Raw genomic sequence first — 18,122 nt, 5'->3', positions numbered from 1 at the left:
AGTTGGGTGGGCCTTTCCCCGACCCGATCGCACCACGCGAGCGGTCTTACTCAGGGAAGCGTGGTCGGGCTGAATAGTTCCCTACGCGTGGGTGAATGAGGACATTGGCCTTGAATACTCTCTCGCATAGCCGCTACTCCATGCTGGACGTCGATGAAGCACCTGAGGCTCCTGGTCTGTATGCCTGGTATGTGAGCTTTCGGGCGAGTCCGCATGACTGGAAGATGCAGCCGAGCCCACAGGGCGATCAAGCCATTGATGGCTTCCTGCGGTTGCTCAGAAGGTATGCGGGCTACTACGAACCGCTGCCCATCTCCTTGCGCGGACGCGGTTCCTACGGCGCCGCCTGGGAGGGCGACCTCGAGTTGGATACGCCGCTGCGCCAACCCGATGAGGAAGCGGATGCCTCCTCCGCGGAAGAAGACAAGCGACTAGCGATACTCATGGACTCGCTGGACAGCCAGGAGCGACGGCGGGTGATGGCCACCATATTGGAGATGGCCTCCCCGGTGTTCTCCTCACCGCTGTACATCGGCGTGGCGGAGAACCTGCGCGAGCGTCTGCGCACCCACCGCCGTGACTTCACCAAGGCGTACGACTGGCTGCGTGAGCACCCTGAGGACGCCGCGGAGGTTCGCGCGAAGGGAAGGACGTTCGGCGCGCGAGCGGCTGCTCGCAACATGACCATGCGTCAGCTCGAAGCCTGGGTGATCGATCTGGGCGATCAGGAAGACGCCGCTGTGACGCTCAAGCATCTGCGCCACACTGCACAGTCAGCAGAGTGGCTGCTGCACCGGCTGTACGCGCCGATTCTCGGAAGGCAATAGGGAAACGATGTTCGGCTCTGGAACCAAGCTCACGTTCCGCGACTACGTGCAGGGGACGTGGGGCACGTTCACCACCCCGGCGGGCCGGGTGGACTACATCATGACCAAGGCACGGCTCGGCCAGGAGACCGACGATCCCGAGCGCCAGCTCACCAAGAGCCTCGCCCCCGTCCGTGAGGTCATGGAAGCCGGCGATCTGGACTTCAACCAGCTGCTGCAGCGTGACCTGGACGATCACCGCGTGGCGGTCAAGCTGATTCCCTACCTGCTGGATCTCAAGCCAACCGGACCCGCGTTTCTACCGCCCATCGTTGCCGTGCTGCTGCCCTTCCGCAGTAAGCGCCCCTCCTACTTCGAACCGCTGGGCCAGCCCAACGTGGTCCCCGACGACGGCGCCCAGTGGCAGCAGGAGCAAGCCGGTACCGCGTTCCAAGTCCAGCGCCTGGTCGGAGCCAACGACCGTCTGCACCCGGCCAGCGTGGGCAAGCTGTGGTGGAACAAAACTGAGGCGCAGATGGTCGTCCTCGATGGCCAGCACCGCGCCATGGCTCTCTTGGCCATCGAACGTACGATGACCAACAGCTGGCAAAACTCCGGTGGTGCTCGTTTTCGCTCCTTCTACGAGAACCAGGTCCGCCAGGCGCTCGATGACTTCGGCGATGTCGACCTCAGCCGCATTGAAGTGCCGGTGACCGTGTGCTGGTTCCCCGACCAGACCGGCGAGGACGCCCGGCCCCATGAGGCTGCACGCAAGCTGTTCGTGGACGTCAACAAGGAAGCGCGTCCGCCGTCCGAATCCCGGATCATCCTGCTGTCGGACGCCGAATTGAGCAATGTGCTCACCCGCCGAGTGCTCAGCGAGATGCGCAACGACAAAAGCGACTCGCTGCTGCCCATCTACGCGGTGGAGTACGACAACCCCGAGGTCAACTCCACCCGCCCGGCCCGGTGGTCCGTGCTGACCAACATCCACCTGCTGAAGTTCGCCCTCGATCGCTGCGTCTTCGGTCCTCCCAAATACCTGCGGAATGTTGCCCAGAAGATCGGCGGCCGACTCAGTCAGACGGAGCTGGACGCCTTCATGCAGGAGCAGCTCGACCTCGACCACCTCCTGCCCGACCAGCTCGAGGAAGGCGGCGTCACCTACCAGCGCGACAAGATCGGCAACGCGGCGTTCCCCTTGGGCTGGATGGACGCCATCAGCGACCAGTTTGCCGCCACGTGGGGCCGGGCGATCCTCACCCTCCTCTCGCACACCGCGCCCTACGCCGCCCATGCCACGGCGCTGACGCAGCTGAAAGAGGACTGGCACATAGACGACACCGGTCTGACCCTTGCTCACGACGCCCTGTTCAGCGGTGTGGGTGTGTTCTGGACGCTGCGCGACAGCTACGAGCACTACCTGGAAGAGAAGACCGCTGGCAGGAAGACGACCAAGTCCGATGTGATTAAGGCCTGGGAAGCCCTAAAGGGACGCGAAGAAATCTTCGAAACCTACCGGGCCCAAGCATATTTGGACTCTGGTCGCAACGCCGCGCTCAAGCAGTCGAAGGCTGCATACGCCGTGTTCAACACACATGCCTGCCAGCTAGGCATGATGATGACCCTTGGATCGCTGTGGGAGCTACGCAAGGCCCAGCCCGGCGGCGCTGACATCAAGGACCTGCCGCAGTTCGCGGAGGCGCTGGTGAAGGCGTGGAACGCCTACTTCGCTCTAGAGGCGGGTAAGGCCAAGGACCGCAGGCTCGCCTTCAACAAGGCGGAGATAGCCCACCCCCTGAACCAGATCGCCAACATGGACACCCCTCAGGCGGTCTACTTCCGTTACTTCTGGTTGCAGATACTGGACACCCCTCAGGCGTGGACGTACCTCTCCGACTGGTTCACTGACCGGACCGAATTCGACGAAAAGCTCAGCACCGCGCGGGGCCTGTACCTGAGTCTGTGCCAGGACCAGCAGCTGAAGGCACTCAAGACCAGCCGACCCGGCGTCGCTGAGACGAAGCTGCGAGGAGAGGCGGAAAAGTCCGCCCGTGCCGCGCTCGGCCGCGCCCTGAAGGAGTGGTTCTACGGCTCTGACGAGCCGTACCAGAATTGGCTGGCGCAGATCGACCAGCAGGGGGTGCCCGTGCAGGAGCCGCAGGACGCGGTCGCGGATAGCGGAGACGGTGCAGCCGACGCCGAGGCGGCCGAAGACGGGCCGGTGACCAGTGTGAACGATCTTCTGAGTGAGTGAGTCGTGCCCCGCGGCTGGGACGAGAGGGAAGTCTCTGTCGCCGGCACCGCAGCGGGTTCAGCAGCAGGAACAGGGTGGGAAAGATGTCAGCTTCGCTCTCGTTGGTCAAGCCAACGTGGCACGTCGTGCTGCCTTGGCTGGATCAGCTGGGGCCTGAGCAGTTGCTCGCACTTCAGGGCGTGGGAGGGCCAGCGCAATGGTGGCTGCACGAGACACCGGAAGAGACAAGTGCCCGCCGACCGTACATGGACGATGTCTTCGACTTGCTCGCCTCCTTCCTGGGCTGGGCCAGTGATCCCGAGCTGGACACACGGCCTTTGCACCTGCTGCTTCCGTCGCTGCCTCAGCAGATGTCGACAGCTGAGTTGGAACTGGAACCGACTGCACTGGACGTCCTGCAAGCCGTAGGCGGCAGGACCCTGGCTGACGTCGCTCGTCTGACGCCGTCGAAATTTGCCTGCCTTGCGAAGGTCCGTACAGAAACGAAGCGCGACATCCTCGCGGTTCTCGTGCGTGCTGCAGCCCTGTTTCCGCAGCCGGAGCCGTCGCTGGACGAGACTGCGAACGTGCCCTCGTTGTCGTCCGTGCACACGGAGTCGGATAGCCCCGACCATGCGGTCCAAGGTTGGTTCATTTCTCTCGATGCCCGCCAGCAGGACCTGATCACCCAGCACGTGTGTGCATCGGACCCGATACCGCTCGACGAATTGGCCGCCCGCTACCGCACCATGCGGTCATGGATGACACGGCTGCTGGAGGAGCTACCCCAGCAACTGCAAAGCGCGGCACTGACGTCCCCCAACCTCGCTCGCGCATTGCAGCTATTTGAGTCCGCAACTCAGACTCCCGTCACTCGCTCGGACCTGATGAATTGCCATCCCTGGCTCGCCGAACGCCTGCCGGGCAGCGAGCTGCGAGTGCTTGAGCTCCTACTCGCCTTCCACTGGTCGGGAAGCACCGACGGGGACTGGTTGTTCAGCGGTTCGCTGGCGCACGCCCGCAAACTGACCCGCAGCGCGCTCGACCTGGCCCCGGGAGAGGCCGTGTCGCTACCCAGTGCCATGCGGCTGCTGAAGGACACCGGCCGTCCCCTTAAGGCCACCGAGCAGTGGCTTCACTATTGTGGCTTGCATATCGTCGGGGGCAGGCAGGTTGAACTCGCAGTCGACCAGCGGCCTCGCGGTGATGCAACGATGGATGGCGACTACGAACTGACGCCACCGCGTCCTGTCGCTCACCCCGACGACTCAGGTGCAGCTACAGCTGCGCCCTCTTCCACTTCCCTGACGCGCGCAGAGGTTGATCCGGGATGGGTACCAGTGTCGGCGCCGCGGTTGGAGGAGGTATTCGAACAACTCCGCGTGTACGCCTGCGCGCAGCACCCAGGCGAACAGCTGGCCGACCTGCTACGGAACAGCGAAGAACTACCTGAACCGCTCAGGACGCTGGTGGCACGCGCCCTCGGTGCGATTGCCACCCCTGATGGCTGGCAGGTGCCCGATGACGCTCCGGGATCCGCCACCGACGACGACCCAGCCCTGTCCGGCGAGGAGAGTCCCGCATCTGGCACTGCGCGGCGCGCACGGCTCGCCGACCGCGCCCTGGCCGTACTAGAGGAGCTCGGGCACCCTCTGAACTGGCCGTTCCTGGTCGACCGCATAGGGCCGGACGTCAATGCCCGCTCCTTGAAAGCCCAGCTGTCCAAGGACGACCGGTTCGTGCGCACTGACGTGAACTCCTGGGCGCTCGCCCAGTGGGGACTACGCCCCTATACCAGCATCAAGGAGCTGATCGCCCAAGAAGTGGACCGGGCCGGCGGTTCAATCCCCACCGACCAGCTGGTCGCTCTGTTGACCCGCGAGTTCACCATCGCCGCCGCCAGCGTCCGTGTGTCCGCCTCGTCGCCGCCGTTCACCGCACGCAACGGGGTGGTTCGCCGGCTCAGCGACGTCGGCACCGAACAGGACAGCGAGCAGCCTCCGACCGATGTCACCCGTCCCGACGACGACGGGCCGTCCACCGACGACCTGATCAATCTCATGGGGCTGTGATGACCCGGCACCATGACGGGCTGCGCGCCGCCGATCTGCACGCCGACTACCGCAGCGACCGCTGCGACATCGTCGGCGACTTCTACCTCCCCGCCCTGGACGCTGCCGTCTCCTACGATCGCGCCGTCGGATACTTCAGTGCCTCAGTGCTGGCCGTCCTCGGCCAGGGACTAAACGATTTCGCCGCCAGCGGCGGCACGATGCGAATCATCGCCTCACCGCAGCTCACCGCCGACGACGTGGAGCAGATCCGCGCTGGATACGAGCTGCGTGCTGTGCTAGAGCAGGCGGCCATGCGCGACATGGAGCAGGCGGCCCAGGACCCGCGCGCAGCAAGCGGGTTGGACCAGCTAGGGCTGCTCATTGCCGACGGCCGCCTCGACATCAAACTCGCCTACATCAGCTCCCACGACCGCATCGGGATCTACCACGAGAAGATCGGCATCTTCCGCGACGGCCAGGACATGGTCGCCTTCAAAGGCAGTGCGAACGAGACGATGCCGGGACTGGTCGGCAACTTCGAATCCATCGAGGTATTTCGCACCTGGGAGCCGGGTGACCGCAGCCGGGCCGCACGCATCAGCCAGGACTTCGAAGACCTCTGGGAAGACCGCACCGACCTGCTGCGGGTGATCGACTTCACTGCCGCTGCCCACACGGTCATCCAGCGCTGCGCCCAGCCCACCACGCGCGACACCAAACTGCCGCCGCTGGACGGTGCCCTGATCACCCTGCCACGCCCGGAGACCTCCGGACGGCTAACGATCCCTGGCGAACTGACCGTCCGTGACTACCAAAAACGAGCTGTCGAACGCTGGTTCGCGGCGGACGGCCGCGGCATTCTGCGTATGGCCACCGGCACGGGTAAAACCCTGACCGCCCTGTCGGCCGCAGCCCAGCTCACCCGCCTGCTGCACAAACGCGACCAATCACTGCTGACCGTCGTCATCGCCCCCTACCAGCACCTGGTCGATCAATGGTGCAAGGACATCGCTTGGTTCGGCGTGCAGCCCCTGCGCGCCTACGAATCCACCAGGAGCTGGTACGGCAAAGCCTCCTCGCTTCTGGACGCCCTGGCCCTGGGCAGCGCCCAGGGCGGAGTCCTGGTCACCACCAATGCCACCTTTGCCGCCGACCCGATGCAGTCGATCTTGGCCCGCCACCGTGGCCACCTCCTAGTCATCGCGGACGAGTGCCACAACCTCGGCGCCAAACGCCTGCGCCAGAAGCTGCCTACATCCGCCGCCTACCGGCTGGGTCTGTCGGCCACGCCAGAACGCTGGTTCGATGACCAGGGCACCGCAGCACTAACGGACTACTTCGGCGAGGTCGTCTTCGAGATGGGCATCGGCGACGCCATCCGTGAAGGCGCTCTGTGCCGCTACACCTACACACCCGTCCTAGTCGAACTGGACGACGAGGAGGGTTACCTCTATGCCGAGGTGACCGAAAGGATCGCAAAAATCATTGCGGCCGAGGGCCTGTCCCCCGATACGGACGACGACAGCCCCCTGGGCCAGCTACTGCGAAGGCGCTCCAACATCCTCGGACACGCCCACGCCAAACTGCCCGCCCTGCGCCGCGAGATCAATGCACGGCGCAACGACTGGTACCAGCTGCTGTACTGCGCCGAAGGCCGCCACCCCCTGTCCAACGAGGACGGTGACCCTCACGAGCCGACCCAGCTGCAGCAGGCACTGGCCTTGGTCGGCACCGAGCTGCGCATGCCCGCAGCCCCCTACACCGCCGAGACCAAGCGCCAGGAACGCCAGCACTTGCTGCGCCAATTCGCCACCGGTACCCAGCTGCAGGTACTGCTGTCGATGAAGTGCCTCGACGAGGGCGTGGACGTGCCGGCCGCACGCACCGCTTACCTCCTTGCGAGCTCCTCCAACCCGCGCCAGTTCATTCAGCGCCGCGGGCGCGTCCTGCGTAAGGCACCGGGCAAGGAACGCGCGGACATCGTCGATTTCATCGTCGTCCCCCCCAGCGGTGCCAGCGATCTGCAGCACGAGACCGAGCGACGCATGGTGGCCCGCGAGCTGGCACGGGTGACGGAGTTCGCCCGGCTTGCCGACAACGAGGCGCACACCCTCGACATCTTGCGCCCGCTACGCCTGCGCTACGGGCTCATGGACACCTGACAGCACGTGCACGACCGACAGACAGCCTGACGTGTGGAGAAAGACCATGGGGACGACGGAAAGCCTGAAAGACATCATGGACGACCTGTCGCCGGAGGCCAGGAAGCTGGTGGCGAAGGTGTGGCAGCTCGAGCGTGAGCACCTGCATGTGAAGAATCCGACCCTGCTCACGGACGAGATCGTCCGCGCCACCAAGGAGCTGGCTAAATGAGACTGCTCAAGCTCACGTTGGACAATTTCCGCGTCTTCTACGGGACCCAGCAGCTTGATCTCGAGGTCACTCCAGACAAGCCGGCCATCCTCATCTTCGGCATGAACGGCGCGGGGAAGACCACCCTGCTGAACGCGTTCACGTGGGCGTTGTACGGCGCCTTCTCCGACGACGTCGAGCACCAGGAACGCGTGATCAACGATCACGCGTGGACGCAGACCCCCTTCGGCGGCGCCGTCAGCGCCTCGGCGAAGGTCGAGTTCGAGCATGAGGGACTGCTGTTCACGGTGCTGCGTACGGTCACAACGACGAAGAACGCCGAAGAACAGGTCGCATTGCCGCCGAAGCTCATCGTTACTGAGTCCGAGCGCGGCGTCAGCACCACCGTCACCAATGGCCAGGACCGCATACAAAAGATTCTTCCCGAAGGTTTGCGGCAGTTCTTCTTCTTTAACGGTGAGCGCATGGAGCGCATGTTCACCGGCGACCGCACGGACGAGGTCAAGCAGGCGATCAAGACCCTGATGGGGCTGGAGGAGATTGAGCGGGCCATCGCCACCCACCTGCCGAGTGCGTCACGCAAGCTCAGCCGGCAGATTGGGAGCAGCGGCGACGGGCGCCTGCAGGCGCTGATGGCCGAGCAGGAACGGCTGGAGCAGCACAAGCTCGACGTTCACAAACAGCTGCTGCAGCTCTCTGAGACCGCTGGTGGTTATGAGCGTGAAGTCGAGGCGGCCAACCAGGCGCTCCTCGCTAACGGCAAGGCTGCGCCGCTGCAGCGTCAGCGCGCCAAGCTGAAAGTGCGTCTGGACGAGCTGGTGACCAAGCGGGCCGAACGTCAGGAGAAAAAGCGCGAGCTGCTCGCCCGGAGCAGCTTCCTTGCCTTCACCGGCGGTGTCGACAACCAGGTTCTCGACCTCGCAGAAGGGATGCGCAAGCGCCGCGAGCTGCCCGCCGGCATCCAGCGCGACTACATCGACGGCCTGCTCGAAGACGGCTTGTGCATGTGCGGGCGCGACCTGCCCGAGGGCTCCCAAGCGCGGATGGCGCTGGAGGAACGCCGTTACAACGCCGGGCTCGCCGATGTCGAGACCCGCTGGATGTATCTGCGTGGTAAGGCAGCCGACCTGACCTTGGCGCGGGCGGACCTGCTGGCGAAGTTGCGGGAGTGCGTCGCCGACGTCGAGGAGATCGAGTCCTCGATCCGGCAGATCGATGCCGAAGAGAGCGACATCGCACGCGAACTGGAGGGCGTCGATGTGATGGACGTCCAGCGTCTGGAGGAGCGGCGTAAGGAGTTCGACCGCAAGCGCCTGGATGCCTTGCAGCAGCACCGGGAGGCGCAGTCCCAGCTGGCTGAGCTGGACGAGCAGATCGAGAAGGTCAAGCGTCAGTTCCACTCCGCGCGGGTGCAAGACGAGGAGTCCAAGCGCATACAGCGGCAGGTGGCCCTGGTCGACGAGGTCCTCAGCGCTTTCCAGCGGATCCTGGCGGTCAAGACCGAGGAGGTCCGCCAGCAGCTCGACCAGAAGGTAAAGAGCGTCTTCGGGCGGATCTGCATCAAGCCCTTCACCCCCAACCTCACGCCCGCCTTCGCGTTGGAACTGGTTAACCACTCCGCAGGAGTCGCCGCCGCCCGCAGCACCGGCGAGAACCAGATCCTGGGTCTGTCATTCGTGGGAGCTGTCTCTGAACTGGCCAAGGAGACACACGACCGCAAGCAGAAGACACCCGACGCCGTCCTGGGAGGCGGGGGCGTCTATCCGGTCGTCATGGACGCCCCGTTCGGAAACCTTGACGTCGCCTACCAGAACGACATTGCCGAATCTCTACCCAAACTCACCTCGCAGATCGTCACCCTGTTGTCGAAGTCGCAGTCCCGCGGCATGGTGCTGGACCACCTCGGAGGGGCGGCATCCCGCATGTACGTGCTGCGCTCCTACATCACCAACACCGACGCTGACGAGGACACCATCACCATCCACGGCCGTGCCTACCCCTACGTCTCTCACGGCGAGTTCAATCACACCGTCCTGGAAGAGGTGACCGTCTGATGGCCGTCGAGATCCGCTTTCGCCGCCCGGCCGAACATGAACAGCTGTTGTCCCTCCTCACCGGCAAGGACGGCCCCTTCCGCGCCAACTACGAGGCCCTGCTGTTTGCCGCCTCCTTGGGCCGTCGAAAGGAACGCCGCGTCCCTTTCGAGAAGTCTGGGGAGGGGATCCGCTATGCGCTGGTGGAAAACCGTGAATACGGCGATGTGCTCATCGACCTGATCGCAGCAGCCGAAGCGCCCGAAGACGCAAAGATCCTCGCTGACGACCGGCTCGCCGAGCGGCTGAGGATCTTCGAGGAGTACGCCAACGGCGGCCTGCACTGCCTCCAGGCAGAAATCAACACCCGAGGCAGTCGGGACCTTGTCGCCATTGTCAGCTCGCTCGTGCTCGATGCGCTCACCCCGACTGCAGACACCACCGAAGACCCCGCCGTCAAGGACATGCTGGACGCCTTGGAGTGGTAGCACGGCCCATCCGCCAGGCCTGACAAAGCTGCAAAGCCTCGCACCGCGCCACCAACGGGTGCGAGGCAGCGCGCCGCAGCAGGTGGCCTCCACGGCGCCCACACCATCGAACGTACGAGATGCGGAACCTCACGTGACTGGCCTGATCGAACCCAAGCCGCCATGGCACCACGTCCTCGCCGACCTGCTGCCGGCTCTCCGCTTCGGTGACCCGCACCAGCTGGGGCTCGTGCTGAGCGACGCCCGACTGCCCGGCAACTGGTGGAACGACACGCCGCTGCGCGACGCCATTGCCACCATCAGCGCATCAGAGGTCGCCCAACGAGCTGCACACGCGGTCTCAGCCCACTGGCCGCACCTGACGCTCGCCACGGCCCTGCCTCAGCTGTGCTTTTGTCCAGAAGGCCAGCAGACGGACCTGACCACCAGCATCGCCCAGGTCGCCAGCGAGGAGACCCTCCCGCAGCTCGTCCTGCCCTTGCTGCGTCCCTTCCTCACTGGCGGACGCGACCTGACGAAACTCGTTACCGCCGCATCGGTCACCACGGCCGAGCCCGACCGGGACGTCGCAGCCGTCGCAACCTGGCTGGAGCGCCTGCTCTCCGCCGATGTGCCTCCCGCCATCCGCACTGCCGCAGAGACCCTGTGCGCATGGGCCGAGCACCCCGGGCACGACAGCAACGCCCCCATCACCCGTCCTTCAGCTCGGCCGGCCATTGCGACGCCCGAGACACCCGCCGCCTCTGTTGGCACCGCGGTGCCCGCCCTGGCAGCACAACCGCTCGACGCACTCGCTCCTCTTATCAGCACCTGGGGCGAACGACAGCTCGCCATCGCAGCAGGTCGCACTTTCGGCCAGATCCGTACCTCGCTGGAAAGCCTGGGCGAGCAATTCGGAGTCAGCCGGGAACGAGCACGGCAGATACAGGTCGAGCTGGAGAAGAATCTCCAGCAGTGGCTGCATTCCGACGCTGGCCAGCCCTTCCTCAGCCACCTCCTCGCCGTCCAAGACCACCTTGGGCCGGTGGCCACCGAAGAGAGCCTTCGCGCCCTGCACCCCGCGCACGCACAGCCCGTTGTCGCTCTTGGCCTCCCGCTGTGGCAGGTCATCGCCTCACTACTGCCTGACCGCACCTGGAGGAGTGGCTGGCTGGTGCAAGGCGATCTCGACCAGCGCCTCGGACGGACACGCAGCGAGCTCGCAGCACGCTGCGCCACCTCCGTGCCCCCCTGGTCCGACGTCGTGGAGCTGCTGGCCCAGCAAGGCATCCGCGACGCCGACGCTGACGCCTGGCTGCAGGAGATCAAGGGCTTCCGCCTCATCGACGGGCACGTGCTGCCCTGGGGCCGCTCGATCAGTGACCGGGCCGAAGCCGTCCTGGCACTGGTGGGGCATCCCCTGTCGATGGAAGACCTCCTCAACCGCCTGGACGACAACACGGCTCTTGCCAGCCTGCGCAATCAGATCCAAACCGACGACCGCTTCCTGCGACGCGACCGCGACCTGTATGGCCTGCGCCGATGGGGTGGCACCCCCTACCTCGGCATCCGGGAAATGATCAACCGCGAACTCGAGAGCTGCGGTGGCGAGGCCCAGACCGAGGAGATCGTCACCTCGCTCTGCTCGCAGTTCGACGTGTCAGAGAAGTCGGTTCGTGCCTACCTCGCTGCCCCGGAATACGACCGCTTCCAGCGAGGCTGGGTCCGTCTGACAGCCCCCGACGATCCGACACTCACTGACTACCAGCCACGCCGTGACGTGGCGCAGACTCGGCGCTGCTTCCAGACCGGCCAAGGCACCTGGTGGTACCGCCTCGACGTCAACGGTGAACACCTGCGCGGCTCCGGCTTCACCGTCCCCGCCGGGTTCGCCGCTCACCTCGGCCTCGCCCCTGGCGGTCGACTGGAACTGTCCCACGAAGTCGGGACCACCCACCTCGTATGGCGCAACCAGCCTGCCTGCGGCTCCCTGCGCACCCTGCTCGAACACATCAAGGCAGGGGAGGGGGACCATGTGTTCCTGGCGGCCAAGGACGGCCACCTCAAAGCACTGCGCCTGGCGGAGAAGGACGAACACGACCTCACAGACACCCAGCGGGCCCTGCGGCTGATGGCCTTGTCCGGCCAGATCCTCGAGAAGGACATGCCGCCCGTCCTGGGCCGGCGTATCGGTCTCAACGACGCCACGACGATGGACGACGTCCTCACCCATCTGCGTACACGGGGCGATAAGGACATTCTCGAGCTACTCAGCCGGCAATACCCCAGCGCTCTCGACGGCGCCAAAGCGTCCGATCAGTCCGTCACGCCCGCCCCGAAACCCGCCGGCGCCCCAACCCTCGAGCCCGCCGACTCGCCCGATGCGCAGCTCGCCGACGATCCCGCGGCTGAAGCCCGCCAGCCTGTGACGCTGCGGGACCCTGCCTGGGACGAGGAGATCATCCCTCTGCTCGACCGAGACAGCGAAGCCGACCTGATCGACGTCGCCCGCGCAGTCGCCGCCCAGGGCAAGACAGCACCCGTCTTCGGCTACGAACTCGGCGATGGCGGATGGCAAGCCGACTTCGCGTGGGACCAGGACAGCACCAAGGTCGCCATCGTCTCCCGCTCGGCGCACGGGGGCCCGAGCCCGGATACCGAGCGCCGCGACAGCGCCTATCAAGCAGCTGGCTGGACCATCCGCAGTGCCACCGACTGGCTCACCCGCCTCGACGAACTACTGGCCTTGCTCCCCGACGCACCCGCTGGCAGCTGAAACAGTCCCAGGTAGATCCCTCACCATCCGGAAGACGCCCTCAGATGACCGTCCGCCTCAGCCTGTACCAGAAGGCCGAACACGAGCTCTACAAACTCGACCGCTCGGTGAAGGCCAAGTTCTACGACTTCTCCCACCGCTTCCGGGAGAACCCGCACGGCAACGGCCTGCAACTCAAGTCCCTCAAGGGCGACTCGCACATCTTCTCCGCGCGCATCGACGACTCCTACCGTGCCCTGCTCACGCGCACAGGGGCCGACGAGAACGGCGACGAGAACTGGCTGATCATCGCGGTTCGGCACCGCCGGGACGTCTATGAACAGCTCTCGGTCGCCATCAACCGGGTCTCCGGAGAGATCGAGTTCGTCGACCTGTCGGTCGTCGGGGAAAGTGCCCTGCGCCGCGCCGGCATCCAGCTCGTTGCTGCTGAACCGGACACCGCCGGTAAAGAAGAAGCCCAACCCCCCACACTGCCTGCACCGGCTGTCCCCGAGGACGGCGAATCGGCTGCCGCGGTGCCTCCCTTGCTGGCCGCCCATTCCCCCCAGCTGCTGAGGGAACTCGGCGTTGCCGAATCCCTTATCGACGTCGCGCTCACCCTCACCGACGCCGCCGACCTCGATCGCCTGGTAGCCGGGGCACCGCTGCTTTCCCAGGACATCCTCTATGGCCTGGCCGCGGGGATGAGCCCCGACGAGGTACGCGCCGAGATCACCGACGCAGTCGCGTCATCGGAGCACATCGACCTCGCCGACTTCGGAGCCGCCCTGGCTCGTACCACCGTCACGACCGTCGACGACGCACTGAAGAACGTTTTGGAAGCAGGGGACTTCCAGGCTTGGAAGGTCTTCCTGCACCCCACCCAGGCGCGCCTAGTGAACCGCGACTACAACGGCCCTGCCCGGGTCTCCGGCGGTCCCGGTACGGGCAAGACCATCGTGGCCTTGCACCGCATCCACCACCTTCTGCAGCAGCTCAAGCCCGGTCGGGACAAGCCGATCCTGCTGACCACCTTCACCAAGAACCTCGCCGCCGACCTGCGCTCCCGCCTCAGCGACCTCGTCGGCGATCCCGCTCTCCTGGCCCGCGTCGACATCACCCACATCGATGAACTCGCCTACAAGGTCATCACCGAGAACGCGCTCAGTGGCCGCAGCAAGCGCCGCATCGACGACCGCACGGCCCTGAACGAACTACGCGCGGTCCTGAACGAGCTTGGTAAGCAGCGTTCTTGGGAGCCGGAATTCCTCCTCGAGGAGTGGGAACAGGTCGTCCTCGGTCAGTCCGTGACCACCAGGGCCGCCTACTTCCAAACCCGCCGAGCCGGGCGCGGGCACCCACTCACGCGTCCCGAACGTGCCGCCATCTGGAACGTCCTCGACCGCTTCACGGCCAGCCTCGACAACAAGGGTGTCGAGACCTGGGGCCAAGCCGCTGAACGCGCCGCCCGCTACGAGATGGAACGCGCCGCCCGCATCCAAGCTCGCCAGGCGTACAAGGACCAGGTCGGTGGCCGCGACTTGATCCACCGCGACGCCGAGGCATCACCGCTCGACCTCAAACACCGCTACCGGCACGTCGTCGTGGACGAAGCACAAGATCTGCGCGCCGCGCACTGGAAAATGCTTCGGGCGATGGTCGCCCCTGGCGACAACGATATGTTCATCGCTGGCGACACCCACCAGCGCGTCTACGACAATCACGTCTCCCTCGGCTCCCTCGGTATCAACGTCCGAGGTCGCTCCGCACGCCTTTCCCTGAGCTACCGCACCACCAAGGAAATCCTCGCCCAGGCCCTGTCGGTGATGTCCGGCGAGATCTACGACGACCTCGACGAGGGAACCGACACCCTCGCCGGCTACCGCTCCGTACTCCACGGCCCCGTTCCCGAGCTACACGGCTACACCACCTGGGAGGACGAACTCGACGGCCTCGCCGCCGTACTGCGCACCTGGCGAGAGGAACTCGCCGCCCACGACGACGCCACCGAGCGCGGCACGCGCGGTCTCATCGGGGTAGCAGTCCCCGACCGCGACAAGGTCAGCCAGGTCATCTACCACCTCGCCACCAAAGCCGGCCTCGGCTATGCCCAGCTGACCTCCGACGGCCCCCGCGGCGATGGCGCCATCCACGTCGGCACCATGCCCCGTTTCAAGGGACTGGAATACCAGCGCCTCGTCATCGTCGGCGCCAACGACCGGCTCGTGCCACGGATGGAGGCCATCGACCGGTACCGCACGGAAGACCCCGCGCGCTACCGTCGGGAGCTGCGCAAAGCCCGCTCAATGCTCTTCGTCGCCGCCACCCGAGCACGCGACGCTCTCACCATCACCTGGCACGGAGACCCCAGCCCCTTCCTAGCGAGGACAACTGTGAACCTTCTAGCAGGCGAGGCGTAGCCCTTGCATAGTTGTATCCAGCTCGATCGCAGTGCATGGGGGACCGCGTGTGAGGCATTTGGCGGAAGTTGGAAGGTGTCAGGAAGGGAGCGACTCTGAACATCGCAATATCCGGTTGACGCGCATGAACAGGACGCCAGAAGCATGACACTCAATAGGAAGGATGTATCACATTGACTGCGAAACGGTACCGGGGTGTCTGCTTCGCGCAGACACCCCGGTCGAAGGAAGTAGTGCTCTTCGCTGCTCCTGCAACTGATGTTTGGGAGTGGTCGGGGATTCCACAGCGAGAGCTTCTTGACGACCTCGACGAACGTGAGACCATCGGATTTCAGAGGCAAGAAAACGACAAGCGTATTGAACAACTCCGCGAGTTTTATGGCGATCCGCGGAATATTGTTCAGAACCCATTGCTATGTGCTCGACGCGACGGTCGTGCGGCCTTTGAAGCAGATGAGGGGCAGGTAGGTGCGGTTCGATCCGGGTGGGTGATAATCGAGGACGAAGATCTTACATCCGTCCCCTTGTTGGACCTTTTTCGCCGGGTGGGCGAACAACTTCGTGCGCGCTCCGGCCAATTGGCAAGCGTGAAGCCAGATCCAGATCGCCTTGCCACCTTGCAGACTCGCCTAGGTGGTGACGTTACCTTTGTTAGCTCTCAGGCCGAAGATAATCAGGAAGACTCGGAAGATCCCACCCAAGGGCTCTTCGCGAACGAAACTCATATTCTCGAATTCTATCAAGAGATCATCTGTCGGCAAGCTATGCTAGATGCGCTTGACGACCAGTCTCGTGAAACGTACAAGGATCAGTTCCTCGGCTTCACGAGAGAGGTGCTCGAGTCGTATCTAAAGCCCGTATTCCTAGTGGATGGCCAGCATCGTCTCCGCGGCGCTGTACTAGCGGCTAATTCAGCAGCGGAGGACGATTCAAAGAATGCGGAAATCCTAGCTAAAATCGAGTCGGGAGAGGATGAAGAAGCTCTATTCAGTGAGCTGGCGCACAAGCATTCCAGGATATTGCCCGTCTCTCTCCTCATGGAAGAGAGTGTTGAGGAGCATGTATTCCAGTTCGTCGTAGTCAACCAGAAGGCAACCCCGATGGGGAACGCTCTCCTCGGCACTATCGTCTCGACCTCACTCTCTGAGGAGGAATTGAATGAGGTTACGGATAGGCTCAACGCTGTAAAGATCGATGTTGCCAACAGTCAGGCGGTTGCCTGGTTCACACGCAATCCGGCTAGCCCATTTCGTGGCATGGTTCAACAGGGCATGAGTAAGGAAGGTGGCGACAAACTTCCGTGGACAGTGCTGCGAGACCTCACGGCACAGTTCAGAAACTTGAGGGGAGCCAAGCTACCGCACTCCCAGCGGATCGACTACGCGGATAAATGGGGACGGGACCGACTTCCGGAATCTCGCCTCGTTGAGCAATTCGATGACCTATCGGCCAAGCGGGCCGCCTGGGCTGCACTGGATGGACCATGGCGAGACGTGTGTGCGACATTCTTCACCGAAGTGCGCGATTGTCTTGCCGATACATCAAATCCGTACGCGCCGAATGCTTGGGGCTCCACGAGGGAAAATCTGTACAACAAGGTCACTCTTTCGATCTTGGTCGCTGACTTCTTCCAGTTCCTCACCGATAAAGAGTTCACGATCCACAGTGTTCAACACTGCAGGGAGCTGACGGCGCGGTGGCTTGATCGCGTGGACAAGAACTACTTCGCCCGTAACTGGAACCTGAGCGGAGTTAAGAAGGATACGGCAGGAATCAAGGCTCAGTGGTCGGAGCTTTGGGTCGACTACCGAAAAGACCCTCAGCGGATTCCAGACGTCCGGCTTTTCCGTAAGGCGAGGCAGGTTTAGGTGCTCGGTGAAGTAACACACGCCATCTCTGAGGCAAGGGATGCTTTGCGATCCCCGTGGGATGCAGACGGAGTTCAGCGCCTGGCCGCTGTACACATGCCTGATGCCACCGGTGGAGCGCATGGCTGGCTTCTTCGTGGTGACGCGAAGCTGCTCCAGATACGATGGCTTGTTGAGTCAATTATGAACCCCGACCCGGGAGAGAATAAAAATCCTGCAAACAGCATGCGTTTGTATAAGCGTGCCTGGGTAACACTCGCAACTCTCCTTCCTGGATTGAACGACGCCGAGAGGAGGCGAGCAGCGTTGGAAATGCAAGAAATTGCGCTATGGCTCTGGCGGGCTAAGTCTGGCGCAAGCAGGACGTTGGCTTCTCGGCAAGATCGGTATGCCCTCGTAGTGTCTTACCCAAGCAGCAAGCCGCACTGTTGGATCTGCGGATTTCGATTCGAAGACCGATCGGTTGACGCCTTTCTTTCTGGTCAAGCTTACGCTTCCATGGCCCTTCCTCTCGTAGATTTTTTGTACCCGCGCGGGCGGAATGCAGGGGATTTGTCGATCGCGATAGATCATGTTTTCCCTGTTGCGGCTGGCGGGAGTGGAGACCTGGATAACCTTCGCCTGAGCTGCTCATGGTGTAACAGGAGCAAGTCGAGCATTCTCGACTTGTATGCGTCGACTACTTACAGGGCAGATTACAGGCATCCCGAATTCGGTTGGCTGAGTCTTCCCAACTATGGGTGGGCGTCGCGAGTGCTGGCTCTGTCTGGGGCATGTAGCAAATGTGGTCTTAGTCAAGGCGAAGGGGAATTGGTCTTGGCGGCTCCGGCTACAGCGCGGCGAATTAACCCAACATGTTTGCTGGTCTATTGTCGCGCGCACGACCCGTGGCATGACAACCGGATGGTCCCAGCGGGCACTGTGCCGCGATAGCGTGTGATGCCATATCGCTGGCTGTCGCTGTGGGGGTGAACCCGGAGGAGTAAGTTTCTACTTCGTACACCACATTCGATCGCGACCCGCAGGGGCCCAGAACGCCCCCACTGTTGGGTAGCCTCTGACGGCCCAGGGACGGCCCAGGGACGGCCCAGCGTGGACGGCTCATCAGCC

11 protein-coding genes are annotated in these 18,122 nt (G+C 63.9%); all 11 read left to right on the top strand.

Going from position 1 to position 18,122, the window contains the following annotated elements; all coding sequences use genetic code 11:
* The first annotated feature begins 140 nt into the window (after positions 1-140).
* Positions 141-827: a GIY-YIG nuclease family protein gene (locus AC07CM_RS32505; protein ID WP_478880043.1), complete on the top strand. Its 687-nt coding sequence runs from the start codon at positions 141-143 to the stop codon at positions 825-827.
* Positions 828-834: 7 nt separating this feature from the next.
* Entirely contained in the window at positions 835-3,063 is a 2,229-nt protein-coding gene (locus AC07CM_RS32500; protein ID WP_478880042.1) for a ParB N-terminal domain-containing protein, read from the top strand.
* 83 nt (positions 3,064-3,146) lie between these two features.
* Entirely contained in the window at positions 3,147-5,114 is a 1,968-nt protein-coding gene (locus AC07CM_RS32495) for a hypothetical protein (RefSeq protein WP_478880041.1), read from the top strand.
* Entirely contained in the window at positions 5,114-7,258 is a 2,145-nt protein-coding gene (locus tag AC07CM_RS32490; protein ID WP_478880062.1) for a DEAD/DEAH box helicase family protein, read from the top strand. Before AC07CM_RS32495 ends, AC07CM_RS32490 begins: the two co-directional genes overlap by 1 nt.
* Positions 7,259-7,304: 46 nt before the next feature.
* Positions 7,305-7,469, top strand: coding sequence for a hypothetical protein (locus AC07CM_RS32485; RefSeq protein ID WP_019524112.1), 165 nt, complete (start codon positions 7,305-7,307; stop codon positions 7,467-7,469).
* Positions 7,466-9,523 carry an AAA family ATPase gene (locus tag AC07CM_RS32480; RefSeq protein ID WP_478880040.1) on the top strand — a complete coding sequence of 686 codons (2,058 nt, stop codon included), beginning with the start codon at positions 7,466-7,468 and terminating at the stop codon, positions 9,521-9,523. The genes AC07CM_RS32485 and AC07CM_RS32480 overlap by 4 nt, the downstream gene beginning before the upstream one ends.
* The gene (locus AC07CM_RS32475) at positions 9,523-9,990 is read left to right on the top strand and encodes a DNA phosphorothioation-associated protein 4 (RefSeq protein ID WP_478880039.1); all 468 of its coding nucleotides are present in this window, start codon (positions 9,523-9,525) and stop codon (positions 9,988-9,990) included. Before AC07CM_RS32480 ends, AC07CM_RS32475 begins: the two co-directional genes overlap by 1 nt.
* A gap of 133 nt (positions 9,991-10,123) precedes the next feature.
* Complete coding sequence (locus AC07CM_RS32470; RefSeq protein ID WP_478880038.1) at positions 10,124-12,745, top strand: hypothetical protein; 2,622 nt, start codon at positions 10,124-10,126, stop codon at positions 12,743-12,745.
* A gap of 44 nt (positions 12,746-12,789) precedes the next feature.
* Positions 12,790-15,144: a UvrD-helicase domain-containing protein gene (locus AC07CM_RS32465; RefSeq protein WP_478880037.1), complete on the top strand. Its 2,355-nt coding sequence runs from the start codon at positions 12,790-12,792 to the stop codon at positions 15,142-15,144.
* A gap of 233 nt (positions 15,145-15,377) precedes the next feature.
* The gene (locus tag AC07CM_RS32460; RefSeq protein WP_478880036.1) at positions 15,378-17,012 is read left to right on the top strand and encodes a ParB N-terminal domain-containing protein; all 1,635 of its coding nucleotides are present in this window, start codon (positions 15,378-15,380) and stop codon (positions 17,010-17,012) included.
* 96 nt (positions 17,013-17,108) lie between these two features.
* Positions 17,109-17,945, top strand: a complete 837-nt coding sequence (locus AC07CM_RS32455) for an HNH endonuclease (RefSeq protein WP_478880035.1) — start codon at positions 17,109-17,111, stop codon at positions 17,943-17,945.
* Positions 17,946-18,122 lie beyond the last annotated feature (177 nt).

This window comes from Streptomyces sp. NPDC044061 (assembly GCF_056434305.1).
The sequence above is the reverse complement of the archived record's forward strand: the minus strand, read 5'-3'. Positions and strand labels throughout refer to the sequence as shown.